This window comes from Streptomyces sp. NPDC046308 (genome assembly GCF_055588065.1).
Map to the genome: position 1 here is coordinate 80,891 of NZ_JBVJFB010000006.1, position 21,682 is coordinate 102,572.

The 21,682-nt window shown below is 73.5% G+C and carries 13 protein-coding genes and 1 tRNA gene; 7 read left to right on the forward strand and 7 right to left on the reverse strand.

The window, feature by feature from the left end:
• Window positions 1-211: 211 nt before the first annotated feature.
• Window positions 212-3,742, reverse strand: a complete 3,531-nt coding sequence (gene mfd, locus ACZ6JT_RS23865) for a transcription-repair coupling factor (protein ID WP_469212680.1) — start codon at window positions 3,740-3,742, stop codon at window positions 212-214.
• 248 nt (window positions 3,743-3,990) lie between these two features.
• Here mfd and ACZ6JT_RS23870 point away from each other — a divergent pair, with 248 nt between their 5' ends.
• Complete coding sequence (locus tag ACZ6JT_RS23870) at window positions 3,991-5,430, forward strand: DUF2079 domain-containing protein (protein ID WP_469212681.1); 1,440 nt, start codon at window positions 3,991-3,993, stop codon at window positions 5,428-5,430.
• A gap of 100 nt (window positions 5,431-5,530) precedes the next feature.
• On the opposite strand, the gene ACZ6JT_RS23875 is transcribed toward ACZ6JT_RS23870, so the two are convergent.
• Together ACZ6JT_RS23875 and ACZ6JT_RS23880 are read right to left on the reverse strand one after the other, a co-directional pair.
• Complete coding sequence (locus tag ACZ6JT_RS23875; protein WP_469212683.1) at window positions 5,531-8,116, reverse strand: ABC transporter permease; 2,586 nt, start codon at window positions 8,114-8,116, stop codon at window positions 5,531-5,533.
• On the reverse strand, window positions 8,113-8,889 hold the full coding sequence (locus ACZ6JT_RS23880) for an ABC transporter ATP-binding protein (protein ID WP_376620465.1): 777 nt from the start codon (window positions 8,887-8,889) through the stop codon (window positions 8,113-8,115). The genes ACZ6JT_RS23875 and ACZ6JT_RS23880 overlap by 4 nt, the downstream gene beginning before the upstream one ends.
• 602 nt (window positions 8,890-9,491) lie before the next feature.
• Here ACZ6JT_RS23880 and ACZ6JT_RS23885 point away from each other — a divergent pair.
• Both ACZ6JT_RS23885 and ACZ6JT_RS23890 read left to right on the forward strand, forming a co-directional pair.
• Window positions 9,492-10,964 (forward strand): MFS transporter, encoded by a 1,473-nt coding sequence (locus ACZ6JT_RS23885; protein ID WP_469212685.1) that lies wholly within the window; start codon window positions 9,492-9,494, stop codon window positions 10,962-10,964.
• Between the two features lie 81 nt (window positions 10,965-11,045).
• A complete protein-coding gene (locus tag ACZ6JT_RS23890; RefSeq protein WP_469212687.1) occupies window positions 11,046-11,915 on the forward strand; it encodes a hypothetical protein in 870 nt (289 codons plus the stop codon).
• Window positions 11,916-12,018: 103 nt separating this feature from the next.
• Here ACZ6JT_RS23890 and ACZ6JT_RS23895 read toward each other — a convergent pair whose 3' ends face one another.
• From ACZ6JT_RS23895 to ACZ6JT_RS23905, 3 genes are all read right to left on the reverse strand, one after another.
• Entirely contained in the window at window positions 12,019-12,891 is an 873-nt protein-coding gene (locus tag ACZ6JT_RS23895; RefSeq protein ID WP_469212689.1) for a cellulose-binding protein, read from the reverse strand.
• A gap of 134 nt (window positions 12,892-13,025) precedes the next feature.
• Window positions 13,026-15,584, reverse strand: a complete 2,559-nt coding sequence (locus tag ACZ6JT_RS23900) for an SUKH-4 family immunity protein (RefSeq protein WP_469212691.1) — start codon at window positions 15,582-15,584, stop codon at window positions 13,026-13,028.
• Window positions 15,585-15,591: 7 nt separating this feature from the next.
• The gene (locus ACZ6JT_RS23905; RefSeq protein ID WP_469212693.1) at window positions 15,592-16,605 is read right to left on the reverse strand and encodes an SMI1/KNR4 family protein; all 1,014 of its coding nucleotides are present in this window, start codon (window positions 16,603-16,605) and stop codon (window positions 15,592-15,594) included.
• A 230-nt stretch (window positions 16,606-16,835) separates the two neighbouring features.
• Between ACZ6JT_RS23905 and ACZ6JT_RS23910 the strand changes: the two genes are divergently transcribed.
• The gene (locus ACZ6JT_RS23910; RefSeq protein WP_469212695.1) at window positions 16,836-17,414 is read left to right on the forward strand and encodes a YwqJ-related putative deaminase; all 579 of its coding nucleotides are present in this window, start codon (window positions 16,836-16,838) and stop codon (window positions 17,412-17,414) included.
• Window positions 17,415-17,416: 2 nt separating this feature from the next.
• Window positions 17,417-17,926, forward strand: a complete 510-nt coding sequence (locus ACZ6JT_RS23915; RefSeq protein ID WP_388832437.1) for an SUKH-3 domain-containing protein — start codon at window positions 17,417-17,419, stop codon at window positions 17,924-17,926.
• A 617-nt stretch (window positions 17,927-18,543) separates the two neighbouring features.
• Here the strand turns inward: ACZ6JT_RS23915 and ACZ6JT_RS23920 are convergent.
• Complete coding sequence (locus ACZ6JT_RS23920; protein ID WP_469212697.1) at window positions 18,544-19,827, reverse strand: sensor histidine kinase; 1,284 nt, start codon at window positions 19,825-19,827, stop codon at window positions 18,544-18,546.
• Between the two features lie 160 nt (window positions 19,828-19,987).
• On the opposite strand from ACZ6JT_RS23920, the gene ACZ6JT_RS23925 reads away from it, so the two are divergent.
• Together ACZ6JT_RS23925 and glmU are read left to right on the forward strand one after the other, a co-directional pair.
• A tRNA-Gln gene (locus tag ACZ6JT_RS23925) sits at window positions 19,988-20,059 on the forward strand.
• A 144-nt stretch (window positions 20,060-20,203) separates the two neighbouring features.
• Window positions 20,204-21,649 (forward strand): bifunctional UDP-N-acetylglucosamine diphosphorylase/glucosamine-1-phosphate N-acetyltransferase GlmU, encoded by a 1,446-nt coding sequence (gene glmU, locus ACZ6JT_RS23930; RefSeq protein ID WP_469212699.1) that lies wholly within the window; start codon window positions 20,204-20,206, stop codon window positions 21,647-21,649.
• Window positions 21,650-21,682 lie beyond the last annotated feature (33 nt).

The following is a 21,682-nucleotide window of genomic DNA, read 5'->3' on the forward strand; positions in this document are numbered from 1 at the left end:
GCTCCTGACGGGCCGTGCGGAAGAAGTTTCGGCTCTGAGGGTATACAGCGTTCCCGGCCGGGAGTGAGGGGATGCGCGCAACCGTTGCACGCTCGCTGCACGGCAGTTCACCCGCGCCCGGAACGACCCCTCAGGGGCGAAACGCCCCGGATGTGCGCGGCGTCGGGACGGACCGGGCGTCCGCATCGCGGACGCCCGGCCGCCGCGTCGGTCAGGAGCCGAGGATGGTGGTGAGGAACTCTCCCGTCCAGGCCAGCAGTTCCCGCCCGACCACCGGCTTGCCGCCGACCTTGCCCGTCTTCGGGCGCGGGACCAGCACCTGCGAGGTGGCGGGCTTGAGCACCGTCCCCGGGTAGAGCCGCTTGAGGCGCAGCTCCTGCGACTCGCGCAGTTCCACCGGCCCGAAGCGGACGTTGTTGCCCTGGAGGGTGATGTCCCCGACCCCGCAGGCCCGGGCGAGCATCCGCAGCCCGGCCACCAGCAGCAGGTTCTCCACCGGCTCGGGCAGCTTGCCGTAGCGGTCGGTGAGTTCCTCCCGTACGGCCTTGATGTCCGCCTCGGAGTTGGCGGAGGCGATGGACCGGTACGCCTGCAGGCGCAGCCGCTCGCCGGGGGCGTAGTCGTGCGGGACGTGCGCGTCGACCGGGAGCTCGATCTTGACCTCCAGCGGCGGCTCCTCCTCCACCCCGCCCTCGACGGCCGCCCGGTAGTCGGCCACGGCCTCGCCGACCATGCGGATGTACAGGTCGAAGCCGACGCCCGCGATGTGACCGGACTGCTCGCCGCCGAGCAGGTTGCCCGCGCCGCGGATCTCCAGGTCCTTCATGGCCACGTACATGCCGGCGCCCATCTCGGTGTGCTGGGCGATGGTGGCCAGGCGCTCGTGGGCGGTCTCCGTGAGCGGCTTCTCCGGCGGGTAGAGGAAGTACGCGTACCCGCGCTCGCGGCCGCGGCCGACGCGGCCGCGCAGCTGGTGCAGCTGGGACAGGCCGAAGTTGTCGCCGCGCTCCACGATGAGGGTATTGGCGTTGGAGATGTCGATGCCGGACTCGACGATCGTCGTGGAGACGAGCACGTCGAACTTCTTCTCCCAGAAGTCCACGACGACCTGCTCCAGCGCCTGCTCCGACATCTGGCCGTGGGCCGTCGCGATCCGCGCCTCGGGCACGATCTCGCGCAGCTTGGCGGCCGCCCGGTCGATGGACTCGACCCGGTTGTGGATGTAGAAGCACTGGCCCTCGCGCAGCAGTTCGCGGCGGATGGCCGCGCCGATCTGCTTCTCCTCGTACGGGCCGACGAAGGTGAGCACCGGATGGCGCTCCTCCGGCGGGGTGGTGATCGTCGACATCTCGCGGATGCCGGTCACCGCCATCTCCAGGGTGCGCGGGATCGGCGTCGCGGACATCGTGAGCACGTCCACGTTGGCGCGGAGCTTCTTCAGCTGCTCCTTGTGCTCGACGCCGAACCGCTGCTCCTCGTCGACGATGACCAGGCCCAGGTTCTTGAACCTCGTCTCCTGCGAGAAGAGCCGGTGCGTACCGATGACCACGTCCACCGAGCCCTCCTTCAGGCCCTCCAGGGTGGCCTTCGACTCGGTTTCGCTCTGGAAGCGGGACAGCGCCTTCACGTTGACCGGGAACTGGCTGTAGCGCTCGGAGAAGGTCCCGAAGTGCTGCTGCACCAGCAGGGTGGTCGGGACGAGGACGGCGACCTGCTTGCCGTCCTGGACCGCCTTGAAGGCCGCCCGGACCGCGATCTCGGTCTTGCCGTAGCCGACGTCGCCGCAGATCAGCCGGTCCATGGGGACCGACTTCTCCATGTCCTCCTTGACCTCGGCGATGGTGGTGAGCTGGTCGGGCGTCTCCGCGTACGGGAAGGCGTCCTCCAGCTCGCGCTGCCAGGGGGTGTCCGGGCCGAAGGTGTGGCCGGGGGCCGCCATGCGGGCGCTGTACAGCTTGATGAGGTCGGCGGCGATCTCCTTGACCGCCTTCTTCGCGCGCGCCTTGGTCTTGGTCCAGTCGGCGCCGCCGAGCCGGTGCAGGGTCGGGGCCTCGCCGCCGACGTACTTGGTGACCTGCTCCAGCTGGTCGGTGGGGATGTAGAGGCGGTCGCCGGGCTGGCCGCGCTTGGCCGGCGCGTACTCCACCAGCAGGTACTCGCGGGTGGCGCCCTGCACGGTCCGCTGGACCATCTCGACGTAGCGGCCCACTCCGTGCTGCTCGTGCACGATGTAGTCGCCGGCCTCGAGGGTCAGCGGGTCGATCGACTTGCGGCGCCGGGTCGGCATCCGGCCCAGGTCCTTGGTGGCGGTGCGCTGACCGGTCAGGTCCGTCTCGGTGAGGACGGCGATCTTCAGGGCCGGGTCGACGAACCCGTTGTCGACCGAGCCGCAGGCGACGTGGACGATCGACGGCTCCAGGGCGCGGAGCTCGGCCTCCAGCCGGGCCGGGATGCCCTCGCCGCCGAGCACCTCGACGGTACGGGCGGCCGGGCCGTGGCCCTCGGTCAGGTAGACGGTGTACCAACCGTCGGCGATCCAGCCCTTGGTGTCGGCCAGCGCCCGGGCGGTGTCGCCGCGGTAGGCCTCCGGCGCGTGCATGCCGAGCTTGAGCGTGTCCCCGCCCACCGCCTCGTCGGCGGCGAAGGGGGAGACCGACCACCACATCATGTTCAGCTCGCGCGCCCGGTCGCGGACGTCCGCGATCCCGCGCAGCGAGGCCGCGCCGACGTCGATGGGGGCCTCGCCGCCGCCCGCGGTGGCCGCCCAGGAGGCCGTCAGGAACTCCTGGCTCGTCGCGACGAGGTCGGCGGCCCGGGTACGGACCCGCTCGGGGTCGCAGACCACGGCCATCGACCCGGCCGGCAGGACGTCGATCAGCAGCTCCATGTCGTCGACGAGGACCGGGGCCAGGGACTCCATGCCCTCGACGGCGATCCCCTCGGCGATCTTGTTCAGCAGTTCGCCGAGCTCGGGATGGGCCTCGGCGAGGGCCGCGGCACGCTCCCGTACGGCGTCGGTCAGCAGCAGCTCGCGGCAGGGCGGGGCCCACAGCCCGTGCTCGGCGACCTCCAGGGACCGCTGGTCGGCGACCTTGAAGTAGCGGATCTCCTCGACCTCGTCGCCCCAGAACTCCACGCGCAGCGGGTGTTCCTCGGTGGGCGGGAACACGTCGAGGATGCCGCCGCGCACGGCGAACTCCCCGCGCTTTTCGACGAGCTCGACGCGCGCGTACGCGGCGGCGGCCAGCGCCGCCGTGATCTCCCCGAGGTCGGCGCTCCCGCCCTGGCGCAGGCTGACCGGGACCAGGTCCCCGAGCCCCTTGACCTGCGGCTGCAGCACGGACCGGATGGGGGCGACGATCACGCTCACGGGACCTGCCGCCGGGTCGTCCTTGCTGGGGTGCACCAGGCGGCGCAGTACGGCGAGCCGGCGGCCCATCGTGTCGCTGCGCGGGCTGAGCCGCTCGTGCGGGAGCGTCTCCCACGACGGGTAGTCCACCACCTCGTCGGGGGGCAGCAGCGAGCGCAGGGCGGCGGCCAGGTCCTCGGCCTCGCGCCCGGTGGCGGTGACCGCGAGCACCGTCCGCTCGGTCCGCCGGGCCAGCGCGGCGATCGTGAAGGGCCGTGCGGCGGCGGGGCCGACCAGGTCCACGTGCATGCGGTTGCCGTCCCCGGCCGCGGTGACCGCCTCGGCGAGGGCGGGGTCCCGGGTGACGGCGTCGAGCAGTCCGTGCAGGCTCATGAAGGAGGCTTTCCGTCCGGTGAAGGGGCAACGCGAAGGACCCGACACGTCGCACGGGCCGGGGGTTCCCACCCTACGACGCGCCCCGCCGCCGCGCGCGGGGGATTCGGGTCGCCCGTGCGGGTGACGGCCCGGGCGCCCGCACGGGCCCGGACCGAAGGGCTCACGGAGGCAACCGGGGGTGCGTTCGAGCCCCTCTACGATGACGAGGTACTGACGTCGGAGCTCGCCGAGGGGGCACGAAGGCCGTGACGAGCGATGCCATAGTCCGGCCGGACCCCGCGGCGGATCCGGCGCGGCCGGACCCGGCGCCGGCGACACCGGCGCGGCCGAAGCCCCTCGGGAACCGGTGGGCCGGACCGTACGCGGTCGCCGCCGGCCTCTTCCTCGTCTACCTCGTCCTCTCCGTCGGACGGTTCCGGCGGATGGACTGGGCCTCCTGGGACCTGGGCATCTTCGAGCAGGCGATCCGTGCGTACGCGCACCTGCGGGAGCCCGTCGCGGACCTGAAGGGGCCGGGCGCCAACATCCTCGGCGACCACTTCAGCCCGATCATCGCGCTCGCCGCGCCCGTCTACCGGCTCTTCCCCGGCCCGATCACCCTGCTCGTCGTGCAGGCCGCGCTGTTCGCGCTCTCCGCCGTGCCCGTCACCAGGGCGGCCGGACGGCTCCTGGGCCGGGCCCGCGGCGCCGCGATCGGCGTGGCGTACGGGCTGTCCTGGGGCGTCCAGCGGGCCGTGGAGTTCGATTTCCACGAGATCGCCTTCGCCATGCCGCTGCTGGCCTTCTCCCTGGAGGCGGTGCTCGCCCGGCGGTGGCAGGCCGCGCTGCTGTGGGCCCTTCCGCTGGTCCTGGTCAAGGAGGACCTCGGCTTCACGCTCGCCGCCCTGGCCGTGGTCGTGGCCTGGCGGGCCTGGACCACCGACCGCCGGACCGCGTGGACCGCGCTCGGCGTCGCCGCGTTCGGCGCCGTCTTCGCCGCCCTCGTGTTCACCGTCGTCATACCGGCCTTCGCCACCGAGGGCTACGGCTACTGGCACAAGATCGACGGCGGCGGCCCGTTCTCCGGCACCGGCACCAAGCTCGCCACCCTGGCGTGGGTGCTGATCCCCACCTCCGGACTGCTCGCCCTGCGCTCACCGCTGCTGCTGGTCGCCGCGCCCACCCTCGGCTGGCGGTTCCTGTCCGGGGACGACCACTACTGGTCCACCGACTGGCACTACAGCGCCGTGCTCATGCCCGTCGTCTCCCTCGCCCTCGTCGACGCGATCGACACGTTCCGGCGCAGCGAGCGGCCCCGGCTGCGCGCCTACTGCCTGCAGCTGCCCACCGCCGTCCTCGCCGCCGGCCTCGCCCTGGCAGCGACGGCCATGCCGACCGCCAAGCTCGCGGAGGCGCGTACGTACGAGAAGCCCGACCGGGTCACGGCCGTCGAGCGGCTCCTCGGCCAGATCCCCGACGGGGCCACCGTGGAGGCCGACACCACACCGCTGACCCGGCTGACCTCCCGCTGCCGCGTCCTGTGGATCGGCGGCAGCAAGGGCGTGGTCCCCGACTGGATCACCATCGACAACTCCTCCAAGTGGGCCGGCGAGGACCCCGTCGTCTACGCCGGCCAGCTGCACCCCGGTGAGCGGTACACCCTGGTGGGCGAGGCGGCCGGGATCGTCCTGATGCGGCGCGGCTGACGGGCCGCTGAGGGGCGGAAAACGAGGCGCCGGAAAACGAGGCGCCGGCCCGGGACCAAGGTCCCGGGCCGGCGCCCTCCCCCGTGCGACCGCCCGGCGGTTACTCGCTGGCGATCGCGTTCAGGACGTTCATCCGCCCCGCCCGGAAGGCCGGGACCAGTGCGGCGAACAGGCCCACGAAGGCGGAGGCGACGAACACCCCGATGATCGTCGGCCACGGGATCTCCAGGACCTTCAGGCCCTGGAGGGCCAGCAGCTTCTGGGCGCTGGCGCCCCAGCCCATGCCCAGCCCGAGGCCGAGCAGCGCGCCGAAGAGGGCGATGACCACCGACTCCAGGCGGATCATGCGGCGCAGCTGGCGCCGGGAGAGGCCGATGGCGCGCATCAGGCCGATCTCGCGGGTCCGCTCGACCACCGACAGGGCCAGGGTGTTCACGACGCCCAGGACCGCGACGATGATGGCGAGGCCGAGGAGCCCGTAGACCATGTTGAGCAGCTGGCCGACCTGGTCCTTGAGGGACTGCTTGTAGTCGGCCTGGTTGCGCACCTTGTACTGCGGGTACTCCGCCATCGCCGCCTTGACCGCCTTGTACGCGGCGGCGTCGGACTGCCCGTCCTTCGCGCTGGCCAGCAGCATGAAGGGCAGCGGCAGCCGGTCGGCCGGGACGTTCGCCCGGGCGGTCTCGGTGCTGATGTACTTCATGGTCTTGTCGAGGTTGCCGGCGTCGCTGGTGATCGCCGCGACCTTCAGCTTGACCGTGTTGCCGCCGGTGAAGGCGACCGTCAGCTCGTCACCGAGCTTGATGCCGTGCTTGGTCGCGTACTCCGAGCCCACCGACATGGAGCCCTTGCCGTACGCCGCCGCGTGCTCGCCGGCGACCATCTTGCGCCGGATGTCCTTGGCGTACGTCGGGTCGTTGGCGCCGAGGCCGTCCTCCTCGGTGCTCCCGTCGGGGGCGGTGATCCTGGCCGCCACCTCGCGGTAGGCGGTGACGTGGTCCAGGCCCGCGGTGGCGCGCAGTGCCTGCTCGGCCTGCGGCAGCATGGGCTGCCCGGTCTCGGAGTTGACGATGTAGTCCGCCCCGACGGACTTGTCGAGCTCGTCGGTGGCGGAGGCCACCATCGAGGAGCCGACCACCGACAGGCAGGCGACCAGCGCGAGGCCGATCATCAGCGCGGCGGCGGTGGCGCCGGTGCGGCGCGGGTTGCGCAGGGCGTTGCGCTCGGCGAGCCGGCCCACGGACCCGAAGGGCCGCAGCACCACGCCGGAGAGCACCCGTACGACGCCCGCGGCGAGCAGCGGGCCGATCACGATGAAGCCGATGAGGCTGAAGACGACGCCCAGGGCCAGCCACAGCGATCCGGGGCCGGCCTTCTCGGCGGCCGCGGCGAGGAACAGCCCCGCGGCGCCGATGCCGGTGAGGAGCAGGCCGAGGGCGGCGCGGATGCGGCCGGCCTTCTTGTCGCCCGGGGTGCCGGACTCGCGCAGTGCGGCCATCGGGGAGACCTTGCCGGCGCGGCGGGCCGGGACGAAGGCGGAGACGACGGTGACGAGGACACCGAGGACGATGCCGACGACCGGGGTGGTCCAGGCGACCGTCAGGTCGTCGGTGGACAGGTGCATGCCCATCTGGCCCATGAGCTTCATCAGGCCGACGGCCAGGCCCACGCCCGCGCCGACTCCGAGGACCGAGCCGACGACGCCGAGCAGGAAGGCCTCGACGACCACGGACTTGAGGACCTGTCCGCTGTCGGCGCCGATGGCGCGCATCAGGCCGATCTCGCGGGTGCGCTGGGCGACCAGCATGGAGAAGGTGTTGAAGATCAGGAAGATGCCGACGAGGAAGGCGATGCCGGCGAAGCCGAGCATCACGTACTTCATGACGTTCAGGAAGGAGCCGACGTCCTTGCGGTTGGCGTCCGCGGCTTCCTTCGCGGTCTGCAGCTTGTACGTGTCCGCGCCGACGGCGGCGGCGATGTTCTGCTTGAGCTGCTCGTCGCTCACGCCGTCCTTGGCCGTGACGTTGACGTGCGTGAAGGAGCCGGCGGAGCCGAGCAGGGCCTGCTGCGAGGTGGCCGTGTCGAAGTAGACGACGGCCGCACCCGGGTTGGTCACGGTGAAGGTGGCGATACCGGTGATCCTGGCCCTGATGTCGCCGGTGATGGCGATGGTGCGCAGCTCGTCACCGAGCCCGAGGCCGTGCTTCTTCGCGGTGTCGGCGTCGACCATCACCTCGGTGGGGCCGCGCGGCGCCCGGCCCGAGGTGATCTTCATGGACTTGAGCTCGTTGTCGCTCCAGTTGCCCGCGATGGTCGGGGCACCGGTGGTCGAGCCCATGTTCTCGTTCTTGGAGTTGACCACGGTGACGGACATCGAGACGACGCCGCCCTCGGCGCTCTGGACGCCCTCGGCCTTCTTGATCTGCTCGACGGCCGAGCCGGCGAGCATCTCGGGCCTGCCGCGGTCGGGGGTCTCCTCCCCGGCCTTGGCCTCCTTCGGGCTGACGGTCACGTCGGAGTTGGTGACGGCGAACAGCTTGTCGAAGGTGGTGTTCATGGTGTCGGTGAACACCAGGGTGCCGCAGACGAAGGCGACGGAGAGCAGGACCGCGACGGCGGAGAGCGCCATCCGCCCCTTGTGCGCGACGAAGTTGCGCCGCGAGGTCTTCAGGACGGTGTTGCTCATGATGTCCGCCCGCGCGCGTCGAAGTCCTTCATGCGGTCCAGGACCTGGTCGGCGGTAGGCCCGTACATCTCGTCGACGATGCGGCCGTCGGCCAGGAAGATGACGCGGTCCGCGTAGGAGGCGGCCACCGGGTCGTGGGTGACCATGACGATGGTCTGGCCCAGCTCGTCCACGGAACGGCGCAGGAAGCCGAGGACCTCCGCCCCGGCCCGGGAATCCAGGTTTCCGGTGGGCTCGTCACCGAAGATGATCTGCGGGCGGGCGGCGAGGGCGCGGGCGACCGCCACACGCTGCTGCTGGCCGCCGGAGAGCTCGGTCGGGCGGTGCTTGAGCCGGCCGGCGAGGCCGACGGTCTCCACGACCCGGTTCAGCCACTCCGCGTCGGGCTTGCGGCCCGCGATGTCCATGGGGAGCGTGATGTTCTCCAGGGCGTTGAGCGTGGGCAGCAGGTTGAAGGCCTGGAAGATGAAGCCGATCCGGTCCCGGCGCAGCTGCGTGAGCTTCTTGTCCTTCAGCCCCGTGATCTCGGTGTCGTCCAGGTGGATCTGCCCGCTGGTCACCGTGTCGAGACCGGCGAGGCAGTGCATCAGCGTGGACTTTCCGGAGCCGGAGGGGCCCATGATCGCGGTGAACTGGCCGCGCATGATGTCCACGTCCACGTCGTCGAGGGCGACGACGCGCGTCTCCCCCGAGCCGTACGCCTTGACGAGCTTCCGTGCCCGGGCCGCGACGGCTTCATGCCCTCCAGTACCCCCGTGCCTGGTTTCGGTCATAGCCGTTGTCACGGTCTTTCTCCCTTTTCGCATGTGTGCGTCTGCGTGCGTCTGTGTGCCGCGTGCCTGCCGCGTGCGTCGTCATGAGTCTGCGGCGGGTGGGGGTCCTGGCACGCTGGTGCCCATCGCCGTATCCACCCGGGGGTTATCCCCACCCCCCACCTCCCGGTCCGTATGTTCCAGTTAAGGAGGCGGGGGGCGCCCCCACCTCCTCCGCCGGGAGGAACCGCCCCTGGCCCGTTGTGCGGAGGGACCCCTAGGGGATGTCCACCCTTCGAGCGAGAGGGCCTGGGGGATACCGCCGGGCGCGGGGGCGGTGAGAAGGTGTTCCCCGCAGTTACGTGCAGGGGGAAGGAATCTCGGTGGCCGCAGCGGAGAGCACGGGCGCAGGCCACGACGGCATCCCTGCGGGGCCCGCTGACCACGCGCCGGGGACGGCGGGGACGGCGGGGGCGGCCCCTCCGGCCACGGGGTCCCGGGCCTCGACAGGGGCGGCAGGTGGGGCCGGTGGGGCCGGTGCGGCCGGTGCGGCCGGCGGCGGGAACCCGGCCGGCGGCCCCTCCGGGGGCGCCCGGAAGGCCGGCGGCGGGCCGCCGACCCCCGTGGTCGCCTCGCTGATGCTCGGCATGGCCCTCGTCGCCCTCGACAGCACCATCGTCGCCACCGCCGTCCCGCAGATCGTCGGCGACCTCGGCGGGTTCTCCGTCTTCTCCTGGCTCTTCTCCGGCTATCTGCTGGCCGTCACCGTCACCCTGCCCGTCTACGGGAAGCTGTCCGACACCTTCGGCCGCAAGCCCGTCCTCCTCTTCGGCATCGGCCTCTTCCTCGTCGGCTCGCTGCTGTGCGCCCTCGCCTGGAACATGGCCGCCCTCATCGCCTTCCGCATCGTCCAGGGCCTGGGCGGCGGCGCCCTGCAGGGCACGGTCCAGACCCTGGCGGCCGACCTCTACCCGCTGAAGGAACGCCCGCGGATCCAGGCCCGGATGTCCAGCGTCTGGGCCACCTCGGCCGTGGCCGGCCCGGCGCTCGGCGGGCTCCTCGCCTCGTACGCGCACTGGCGCTGGATCTTCCTGCTCAACCTTCCGCTGGCCGCCCTCGCCCTGTGGATGGTCACCCGTCACCTGGTGGAGCCCGTACGGTCCCCCGGGCGCCGGGGCCCCGTCGACTGGGCGGGCGCCCTGGCCGTCTTCGCCTGCGGCGGGCTGCTGCTCTTCGCGCTCGTCCAGGGCGGGGTCGCCTGGCCGTGGCTGTCCACGCCCTCGCTGGGGCTGCTCGGCGCGAGCGCGGTGCTGGCCGCGGTGGTGGTCGTGGTGGAACGCCGGGCCGAGGAACCGATCCTGCCCGGCTGGGTCTGGCGGCGGCGCACCATCGCCGCGGTCAACCTGGCCCTGGCCGCGCTCGGGCTGCTGATGGTCGCCCCGATGGTGTTCATGCCGACGTACGCGCAGTCCGTGCTCGGCCTCGGGCCCGTCAGCGCCGGGCTGGTGATGTCGGTGATGACCCTGAGCTGGCCCATCAGCGCCGCCCTCAGCCAGCACGTGTACCGGCGCATCGGCTTCCGGAACACCGCGGCCGTCGGGATCGGCCTCGCGGCGGTGATCCTGTTCTCCTTCACCCTGCTGCCGCACCCCGCCCGGCCCTGGCAGCCCGCTCTGATCATGCTGCTGCTGGGCGGCGCCCTCGGCCTCTTCCAGCTTCCGCTGATCGTCGGGGTCCAGTCCACGGTGGGCTGGGCCGAGCGCGGGACCACCACGGCCTCGGTGCTCTTCTGCCGGCAGGTCGGTCAGAGCGTGGGCGCCGCCCTGCTCGCCGCCGTGGCCAACGCGACCATCGCCGCCCGCCTGGCCGGCGCGCCCGTACCGGGGCTCCCGGACCACCTCGACGACGTCGCGAAGGCACTGGAGCGGCCGGGGCTGCTCCCGCAGGCCGCCGCCGACTACCTGCGCGAGGCCGTCGCCACCGCCGTGGAGCACATCTTCCTCGGTGCGAGCGCGGCCGCCGTGGCCGCGCTGCTGGTCCTGCTGTTCGTGGCGCCGCGCAGGTTCCCGGTCCTGCCGGAGCTGCGCGAGGAGTAGCGGGCAACGACCGGACTTGTCATGGCTGGGCCAGTGGGCGACCCTCGTACGCAGCACCGTCATCCGGGGGGGGGGGACGACATGGCATCCGCACTGTGCGCACTGCTGTTACTGGCCGCGCTGGCCGGACCGATCGGCCTGCGGCTGCGCAGGAACCCGGCGTTCGTCACCGGCCGCGACGGCCGGCTCTCCACCTCCACGACGCTCGCCCTGGCCTGGACGGTGATCCTCGTCTGGCTCCTGCTCGCGATCCTCGCGTACGGGCTCACCGCGGGCGGCGGCGTCGGCTACTTCGGGGCCGCCGACGGCCCGCTGTCCCAGCTGACCACCGTGTACCTGCCGCTGCTCGGCGGCCCGTACGTGGCACTGATCGCGGCGAAGACGGTCGTCGGGCTGCGCGTGGAGAACGGCACGCTGGCCAAGCCGGCCGCGAAGCCCACGCGGTCGGGGCGGCGGCCGCTGCGGGAGCTGATCGCCAACGACGGCGGGCGCACCGATCTCGTCGACGTCCAGTACGTCGCGCTCAGCGCGGTCACGATGCTGTACGTGGTGCTGTTCTTCCTCGCGGACGTGGGGGCCGGGCTCCCCCGGCTGCCGGCCGAAATGTGGGCCCTGACGGGCGCCCCGGCCGGGGCCTACCTGGTGAACAAGATGGCCGTCCGCGCCAACCCGGTGATCACCGACGTCTGCGTGGCCGACGGCCTGCTCACCGTCGAGGGCGGCGGCTTCGGCCCCGGCCCTGCGGGCACCCCAGCCCGGGTGAGCGTGAACGGCGCCACCGCCCCGGCCTTCCTCGACCCCGCGACGGGCACCCTGAGCGCCCCGCTCCCGCCGGGCACGGCCCCGCCGTTCGCGGTGACGGTCACGGCCCGAGGCCTACGCAGCGACCCTTACCGGTACGAGCCCCCGATCAAACCGGCCGCACCGTCGGATCAGCAACCGGCCGCCTAGCCCCTCCGGGGCCCACCCCGCGCCTCAAACGCCGGAGGGGCCGAACTTGCGCGGCCCCGCCGGAAGATGCGGCCCCGGCAGCGGCGCCGCCGGGCGATCCGCGTCAGCCCTCCGCGGGGGCGCGGCCCGTCAGGGCCGCCAGGCTGGAGCGGACGTGGTTCATGTGGGCCCGCATCTCGTCCTGCGCCTCCGCGTGCTCCCGCAGCACGCGGTCCGTCTCCCGCCCGATCCGCTCCTCCCGCACCCGCGCCGCCGCCACCAGCTCCGCGGCCCGCGCCTCCGCGTCCTCCTGGCCGTGCCGCGCCGACTCCTCCGCCTCCGCGAACCCCCGCCGCGCCGCGTCCAGGCGGGCCTGCGCCTGCTGCTCCAGCTCGGCGTGGCGCGCCTCCAACTCCGCCTCCCGCGCGGCCAGGGCCCGCTCCGCGGTCTCCCAGCGCTCCTTCTGCTCCTGCTCGCGCTCCGCCAGCTCCGCGTCCGCCCGCCGCCGCGTCTCGGCCAGCGCTGCCGCCGCCTCGGACCGCCACGCCGCCGCGTCGTCCCGGGCCTGCGCCCGTACGTCGTCCGCCTCCCGCTGCGCCCGCAGCAGCCCCTGCCGGACCCGTACCTCGGTCTGCTCGCGCACCGCCTCCGCGTCGGCCCGCGCCAGCTCCGCCGCCCGGTCGGCGCGCGCCTCGGCCGCGCCCAGCGTCGCGAACGCGTCCGCCCGCGCGTCCATCCGTACGGCGTCCGCCTCCTCCTGCGCCAGCAGCAGGATCCGGCGGGCCCGCTCGCCCAGTTCGTCGTACGTCTGCGGGGCGAGCCCGGCCACCGCCTCCCGCAGCCGCGCCGCCTCCGCCTCCATCTGCTTGGCCAGGACCGTCAGCCGTGCCACCCGCTCCCAGGCGTCGTCGCGGCTCCCGGAGAGCCGGGCGAGATACCGGTCGACCTCTTCCATGCGGTAGCCGCGACCGCGCACGGTCGCCATGGGTGCACTCATCCTGGATGCGCCTCTCTCGCGGGGATTCCCGTCAAGGATGCGCCATTTGCTCCCAGAAGCCCGAATGGCCGGGCCGAGACCCCCTCCGAGGGTCCCGACCCGGCCATTGCACCGGTCACCCGATCAGGGCGACCTCAGAGCAGTCCGTCCCACATCTGCTCCAGCAGTACCGACCACCAGCTCTCCGGCGACGCCAGCGCCGCACTGTCGAGCCCGGCGACATTCGCCTGGAAATCGACGGTCCACCGGCCGGCCTGTTCCGGCGTCAGATGCTGGCGCAGCCGCCACATGTGACCCAGCATCGCCAGCGAACGCACGAACTGCGGCAGGCTCGAGTTCACGAACTGCGGCGGCACCGGAGCACCGCCCGGACCGCCCTCCACCGGCACCGCCACGATGTGCGCCGTGCCGTACTGCACGCAGAGCGCCTTGCCGAAGTCGCTGCCGACCACGAGGTACGAGCCCGCGTCCGAAGCCGGCTGCACCTGCCGCTGCGCGGCCATCTCGGCGAGCGTCGGCACCGGCTGACCCGGCACCGCCTGCGCCCAGAAGAACGGCCCGAAGTCGACGGGCAGACCCGACCACATCAGCGTCTGCGCCACGATCTCCGGCACACCCTGACGGGACACCGCCCGCTGGTCGAAGCGGAACACGCCCTGCGGACCGAACGCCCCCGTCAGCTCCTGCGCGATCGCCTCCAGCGGGATCGCCGGCTGCAGCGGGACCTGCGGCAGGGGCGCCCGTACCGGCGCGGGGCGCGCCGGACCGTCCGCCACCTGGTGCAGCTCGCCCTGATGGGTGAGCAGGTGCCGCATGCCGGCCTGTCGGCCCGCGTGGTCCTTCCCGTACGGGGCCACGCTGGTGATCCGCACCTGCGGCCAGGTCTCCCGGATCATCCGCGCGCAGTAACCGCCGGGCAGCTCACAGGACTCCAGTTCGGTGTGCAATTCCAGCACCTGCTGCGGCGGCACGTTCATGGCGCGCAGTTCGTGCAGGATCTGCCACTCCGGGTGCGGGGTGCCGGGCGCCGAGCGGCGGATGAGCTGCTGCTCGGAGCCGTCGGGCGCGCGGTAGCGCAGCACGGCCTGGTATCCGGGGCCGACGGTGGGCGCACCGGTCGGGACCTGGACCGGGGGCTGCGCCACGGGGCCGCCCGGCGGCGGACCGGGCGGGCCGGGCGGCTGCGGTACGCCGGGGCCGGCCAGCATCGTCGCGGCGTGGTCCAGCCCGCCACCGGGCGCGCCGGGCGCACCGGGAGCGCCGGGAGCCCCCGGCGGACCGGGCGGCTGCGGTACGCCGGGCCCCGCGAGCATCGTCGCGGCGTGATGGGCACCGCCACCGGGCGCCCCGGGAGCCCCGGGCGCACCAGGGGCCCCGGGCGGACCGGGAGGCGCCGGGGGCTGACCCGTCACGGCCGGACCGGCCAGCATCGTCGCGGCGTGGTCGAGCCCACGACCGAGCGACCCGGGAGCCCCGGGCGGGCCGGGCGGACCGGGCGGTTGCGGCGCGCCGGCGCCGGGGGCACCGGGCGGGCCGGGCGGCGCGGGCGGCTGACCGGTCACGGCGGGGCCGGCCAGCATCGTCGCGGCGTGGTCCAGCCCGCGGCCGAGCGACCCGGGAGCCCCGGGCGGGCCGGGGGGCGCGGGCGGCTGACCCGCACCGGGCGCACCCGGAGCACCGGGCGGGCCGGGAGGCTGCGGCACGCCGGGCCCCGCGAGCATCGTCGCGGCGTGATGGGCACCGGGAGCACCGGGCGGACCCGGCGGCGTCGACTGCTGCCCCGCGCCCGCACCCGGCGCACCGGGGGCACCGGGGGGCGTCGACTGCTGGCCCGCGGGCCCACCCGGCCGGGAGACCTGCGCCTTGCTCGTCGGCGCGTCGGCGATGTCGGCGGCCGGCGAACCCAGCGCGGGCACGACGGCCGTCCGCGGCAGCTGGCTGCCGCCCGGCATCAGCGTGGTCTTGGCCTCGGGGGCCACGCCGGAGGACGGCCGGTCCTCCAGGTCCGACCCGGACAGCGGCGGCGCGAACACGGTCGCGGGCAGCGGCACGGACGCGTCGTCCGTACCGGAGTTCACATCGGTACCCGCCCACGGCGTGGCACCGGTGGGCACCGCGGGCGCGGCCGGGGCCGGGGCCGGCGCCGGGGCGCCCGCCGGGACGCCGTCGTTGGCCGTCGGCTCGTACGGGATCTCACCCCCGCGCCGCAGCGGCACCGCTTCCACCGGCGCCGGGGGCGCGGCCGGAGCCGCGGCGGCCGGCTCACCGGCAACGGAAGCCGGAGCCGGAGCCGACGCGGGCGCCGGCGCGGGCGGAATCCCCGCCCGGTCCGCGGCCTCCTGCAGCCACTCCGGCGGGCTCAGCATGAACGAGGTCTGCTCCGAGTCGATCCGCGGCGGCGGAACCGAAGCCTCCGAAGCGGCCGAGGCGGCGACCGCCCCGTACTCCTCCTCGTACCGGCGGATCACCTCACCCACCGGCAGCCCCGGCCACAGCGTCACCTCCCCGCTGTCCCGCGCGATGACCAGCCGCTGCCGGCCGCCCCCGGACACCGGACCCGCCGCACGGTCCTCCGCCCACACCACGAACCCGAGCCCGAACTCCCGTACGCGCACCTCACGGTGCTGGTACGCGGGCACGTCGCCGTTGATCCACTCCTCGGCGCGCTCCTGCGCCTGCGCAAAGGTCACCATCGCGCCGTCACCCCTCATCCGAACCGGTACGCACCGACGGAACCGGTCCCGCCACGGGAACCGAGCGTGCGAATCCGCCGTCCACCATCAGACCGGCCACCGTCTCCAGCTCCGGCGGGTTGCCCGCCAGCCGCTCCAGAAAGGCGTCGAAATCAGCACCGCACGGCAGCAACAGCCGCTCCACGCGCTCCTGTACCGACCAGCCGTCCTGGTCGCGCGCGTCGTCGTACGGGGAGAACCACACCGAGCCGATGGCCTCGCCCTTCACCTTCAGGGCGAGCAGCCCGCCCTGCGCGAAGGCCACGCACAGGTAGTCCTTCGTCAGGTGGTCCCGCAGGCACTTGTTGACGTACACCAGGTCGTTGACCGCCGCCTCCTCGCGCACCGTGAAGAACGGCTGGTCCACCAGCAGACCCAGGTCCACGTCCAGGCCGGCGCCCACCGGCGCGCAGCCGCCCGCGGCCTTCAGGAACGAGCGGTACGCCTCCGGCAGCCGGTAGCCGAGGTCCTCCTCGACGCCCTGCACCAGTTCCTCGGACACCGAGACCACCGACTTCGGCAGCCCCATGTGCACCGGGCGCAGCTCCTGCAACGGGCGCGTCCCGCGCTTCTCGTGGTCCACCGGCGCGGTCGCCAGCCCCGCGTGGTGCCGCAGCAGGGCCTTCACCTCGACCGGGACCAGCTCCATGCGCCGCGAACCCGCCACGTGGTGCCAGGTCCAGCCGTGCGGGGTCGCCACCGGCCCGACCGTGTCCCACAGCTCGTGGCCGGCGGCCTTCATCGCCGCGTTCGCGGACACGTAGTCCGTCAGCCGCAACTCGTCGACGCCGAACCCCTCCGGGGGCTCGGCGATCTCCACGGCCGCACGCGCGTACGCGGAGAAGTCCGGATGCCCGTTGCCGTCCATCCGCACCCCGTGGGGATGCCGAGCGGCCCGGACCGGGTCCGGGAAATGCACGACCTGCCCCGAGTAAGCGGCGTTGGGTGGCGCGGCCTGCTGCCCGAGCCGACCTGTCGTCATGGCGGTAGCCCCCTGCTGGATCTGGCTGGTTCACCACAGCCTATGCGCTGGGGCAAGAGCCTCACCCGCGCGCGACCGGCCCACCCCCCGCGGGGCCAGGAACATCCGAATTGATACGAATATTCGACCCCGCTTCCACACGACAGGTGACATTTGACAGGCTGTCCCCGCAGCACGGGGGCGTGCGCGACAGCGGTCACCACCGCCGCCACGGGAGGGAAAGCGCGACCATGCACCACACGGCAACACGCACAGAACCGGGCGACACCACCCCGGAGGCGCCGGGCACACCGGCGGCCGCGGGCCCGGCCGGCGAGGCGAGCGGCCCCGCCGGCGACCCCCGCCTGCGCTGGAGCAGCACCGACGGCCGCCCCGTCGCACCCATCCTGCGCTTCCGCCGCGACGGCATCCTCCCCACCGTCGCCGCCGCCCTCTCCGTACGCGGCGAAACCCTCACCGGCACCGCCGGCAAGGCCGACCAGCCCCCGGTGCTCCACCCCCTCGTCCAGGACTTCCTCGACACCCTGACGAGCGGCCAGCGCGAACGTTTCACCGGCCGATGTCCCGAGGCGATACTGCTCTCCCGCCACCTCGCCGCCGTCGAGGCGGCCCGCTCCCGGCGCGCCTCCCGCAAGCCGCTCTCCGCGAGCGAGGCCCGCCGCTCCCTCAAACACTCCAAGATCACCGCGCGCCGCATCCGCGAGGACGGCGACCCCCTCCACGGCAGCTACGCACCACCCTGCCGCTCCTGCGACGCCCTCCTCGCCCACTTCGGCGTACGCCCCGTCGACCTCACCCCAGCCGAGTAGCCATGACCCCCACCTCCGCCTCCTACGACCGCTCCTCGGCCACCCGCTTCCCGGTCGCCGTGGACTCCGCCCTGCGCACGGCCGGCTGGGAACCCGGCCGCTGGGACATCAAGCAGGCCGAGTACTGGGCCGACGCGCTCCGGGACCACACCACCCCCGCCGGACACCGGCACACGGTCTTCCCCGCCGCCGTCGAGGCCTGGGCCGAATTCGGGGGCCTCACCGTCAGCGCCCCCGGGCCCGGCCGCCAGATCGCCCCGACGCCGGTCCGGCTCGACCCGCTCACGGGCCTCCACCTCGCCCGCACCTTCGCGGACCTCGGCCGGGCCCTGTCCACCCAGCTCTGCCCCCTCGGCGTCGAGGCCGACGGCGGCTCGCACCTCGCGCTCGACCGCGAAGGCCGCGTCTACGGCATCGACCACACCGGCGACTGGTACCTCGGCTCCACCCTCGACGAAGCCCTCACCCTCCTCCTGACGGGCCTCCAACCCACCCGCCTGACGACGGCGTAGCGAGCGGCGCGGCGCCCAGACCGGGGCTCCGCCCCGCGCCTCAAACGCCGGCGAGGCTGAATTCGCGCGGCCGCTGCGGCTCAAAGCCCGGGGCCCCGCCCCAGACCCCGCTCCTCAATCGCCGGAGGGGCTGAACTTGCGCGGCCCAGCCGGAAGGTAAGGCCCAGCTGACCGGTGCGGCTCAAAGACCGGGGCTCCGCCCCGCACCCCGCTCCTCAAACGCCGGAGGGGCTGAATGGGTGCGGCGGAGGCTGAAGTGGTGCGGCACGGCTGGACGGTGCGGCTCAAAGACCGGGGCTCCGCCCCGGACCCCGCTCCTCAAACGCCGGAGGGGCTGAACTTGCGCGGCGAGGCCGAATGTGGGCCAGCACCGGAAGGTTGGTCGGCCGGGGCGGTTGGGGTGGGGGTGGGTGTGTGTCGGGGTGATCCCCGCAGGGCGCCAAACGCACTGCCGCCCAGCTCTCCGACACCCCGACACGTTTGGCGCCCGAGGAGACGCCCCGGCGCGCGCCCGCCCCCACCACAACCGACCCCCGCACCCGACCAGGCCCCGGTGCAACTGGCCCCCGTAGCCCGCCCGAGCGGCGCAGCCAACCGGCGGCGCAGCCAACCGGCGGCTAGCGGACCGGTAGGACCGCCGACACCCTGAACCCGCCCGCGTCCGTCGGCCCGGACACGAAGACCCCGCCCAGCCCGAGCACTCGCTCCCGCATCCCGACCAGCCCGTTCCCCCCGCTCGGCAGTCCGACCCCGTCCGTCTTCCCCTCGCACGGCCCGTTCTCCACCTGCATCGCCACCTCCCCGTCCCGATGCGCGAGCCGCACCACGACCCGCGCCCCCGGGGCGTGCTTGTGGCAGTTGGTCAGTGCCTCCTGGACCACGCGGTACGCCGTCTGCTCGACCTCCGCCGCGTACCCCGCGGCCGCCCCCTCGCCCTGCACGAGCATCTCCACGGCCATCCCGGCCGCCCGGGACTGCCCGACCAGCACCTCCAGCTCGTCGAGCGAGGGCCCCTCCTCGCCACCCCCGACGAGCCCGACCGCAGCCACCGGCACGGCGGCCACCGCGGCCGCGGCTGCGGCTGCCGCAACCACCGGCTTCGGCGCAGCCCTCAGCACGCCCAGCATCTCCCGCAGTTCCGTCAGCGCCTGCCGCCCCATGTCACCCACCAGCGCGGCGTTCTTCGCCGCGCGCGCCGGGTCCTTGACGGCCACCGCCTCCAGCGCGGCCGCGTGCACCACCATCAGCGACACCCGGTGCGCGACGACGTCGTGCATCTCCCGCGCGATGCGGGTCCGCTCCTCCGTACGGGCCCATTCGGCCCGTTCCTCCGCCCGGTCCGCCAGCAGTGACAGCTCCCGCTCCAGCGAGTCCGCCCGCTCCTGCAGGCTCTCCATCAGCCGCCGCCGGGCCCCTATGTAGAGCCCGAGCAGCAGCGGCGGCACGGTCAGCGCCACCGCGACGAACCCCGAGAGCGCGACCACGAGCTTCGGATCGGCCTCGACGTCCCCGCGGGTCTGGACGTACATCACCACGAAGGTCGCGACCAGGGACATCGAGGCCAGGGTCGCGATGATCCGCCGGGGCACCCCGGAGGAGGCGAGGGAGTACATCCCCACCACCGAGAGCAGGAACCCCATCGCGGCGGGCGTGACGGCGATGCCCACGAGCACCACGGCGATCGGCCAGCGCCGCCGCAGCACGAGCGTGGCCCCCACCACCAGCCCGAACGTCACCCCGACCGCGGTCGGCAGCCCCGCCTCACGGGCGAAGGTGACGCCCTCCCACGCGCACTCCACGGCGGACACCCCGGCGAGCGTCACGTCCGTTACGGCATCCCGTCGCCGCGCCCACCACAACGGCGGCCCAGCGCGGCCTTCCACTTCCCCCGTACTGGTCATGCCGTCCAGCGTACGGGCGGGCCCGGCGGGGGCTCCGGCAATTCTCCGCCTCCGAAACGGCGGACACGAGTACCGTCGCATTGAGGCCGGGTGGTACGGCATAGTAGGGACGGCCAGCTTGATCGGATTGCGGAACTGTCCGGTTCGGCCTGATTTACCATCCCCTGTGGTGTAATTGGCAGCACTGAGGCTTTTGGTGCCTTATGTTCGGGTTCGAGTCCTGACAGGGGAGCTGCACAGCCCCTCGGGTCCTGACCACCGGTCGGGACCCGCTCTCATTCCGGCCCCTCTACCCGCCCTCCACCCGCCCTCGTTTCGGCTCCTTTGCACCCCGGTATCCTTCACGGGTCCACCCCCGAAGCCGAAGGGCATCCCCGTGAGCGCCAACCGCCCGGCAGCCGTCGTCGTACTCGCAGCGGGTGAAGGCACCCGCATGAAGTCGGCCACTCCCAAGGTTCTGCACGAGATCTGCGGGCGCTCGCTCGTCGGTCACGTCGTCGCCGCCTCCCGCGAGCTGGACCCCGCCCACCTCGTCGTGGTCGTCGGGCACGCCCGGGAGCAGGTCACCGCGCACCTGGCCGGCGTCGACGCCGGCGTCCGCACCGCCGTCCAGTACGAGCAGAACGGCACCGGGCACGCCGTCCGCATGGCCCTCGAAGAGCTCGGCGGCCCGCTCGACGGGACCGTGATCGTGGTCTGCGGCGACACCCCGCTGCTGACCGGCGAGACGCTGGCGCGGCTGGCGGCGACGCACGAGGCCGACGGCAACGCCGTCACCGTGCTCACCGCCGAGGTACCGGACTCCACCGGCTACGGGCGGATCGTCCGGGACGCCGGCGGCGCCGTGACGGCCATCGTCGAACACAAGGACGCCACCGACGCCCAGCGGGCCATCCGCGAGATCAACTCCGGCGTCTTCGCCTTCGACGGCAGCCTGCTCGCCGACGCGCTCGGCAAGGTCCGCACCGACAACAGCCAGGGCGAGGAGTACCTCACCGACGTCCTCGGCATCCTGCGCGAGGCCGGGCACCGCGTCGGCGCGGCCGTCGGCAGCGACCACCGCCAGATCCTCGGGATCAACAACCGCGTCCAGCTGGCCGAGGCCCGCGCGCTGCTGAACGCGCGCCTGCTGGAGCGGGCCATGCTCGCGGGCGTGACGGTCGTCGACCCGGCGAGCACCTTCGTGGACGTGACCGTCACCTTCGGGCAGGACGCGCTCGTGCACCCCGGCACCCAGCTCCTGGGCGCCACGCACATCGCCGAAGGCGCCGAGGTCGGCCCGAACACCCGGCTGAAGGACACCACCGTGGGCGCGGGCGCCCGGGTGGACAACACGGTCGCGGAGAGCGCGGTCGTGGGCCCGCAGGCGTCCGTGGGGCCGTTCGCCTACCTGCGTCCGGGCACGAACCTCGGCGCGAAGGCCAAGGCCGGCACGTACGTCGAGATGAAGAACGCGACGATCGGCGAGGGCACCAAGGTGCCCCACCTGTCCTACGTGGGCGACGCGACGATCGGCGAGTACACGAACATCGGCGCGGCCAGCGTCTTCGTGAACTACGACGGTGAGCACAAGCACCACACCACCGTCGGCTCACACTGCAAGACGGGCTCGGACAACATGTTTGTGGCTCCCGTCACGATCGGGGACGGCGCCTACACGGCGGCCGGGTCCGTGATCACCAAGGATGTGCCGCCCGGTGCGCTGGCCGTGGCCCGCGGCCAGCAGCGGAATATCGAGGGCTGGGTGGCCCGCAAGCGTCCGGGAAGCGCGGCCGCCACGGCGGCCCAGTCGGCGGGCTCGGAGGATTCCGAGCGCCACTGAGGTGAACTGACCGGAAACAGGTACGCCCGCGAC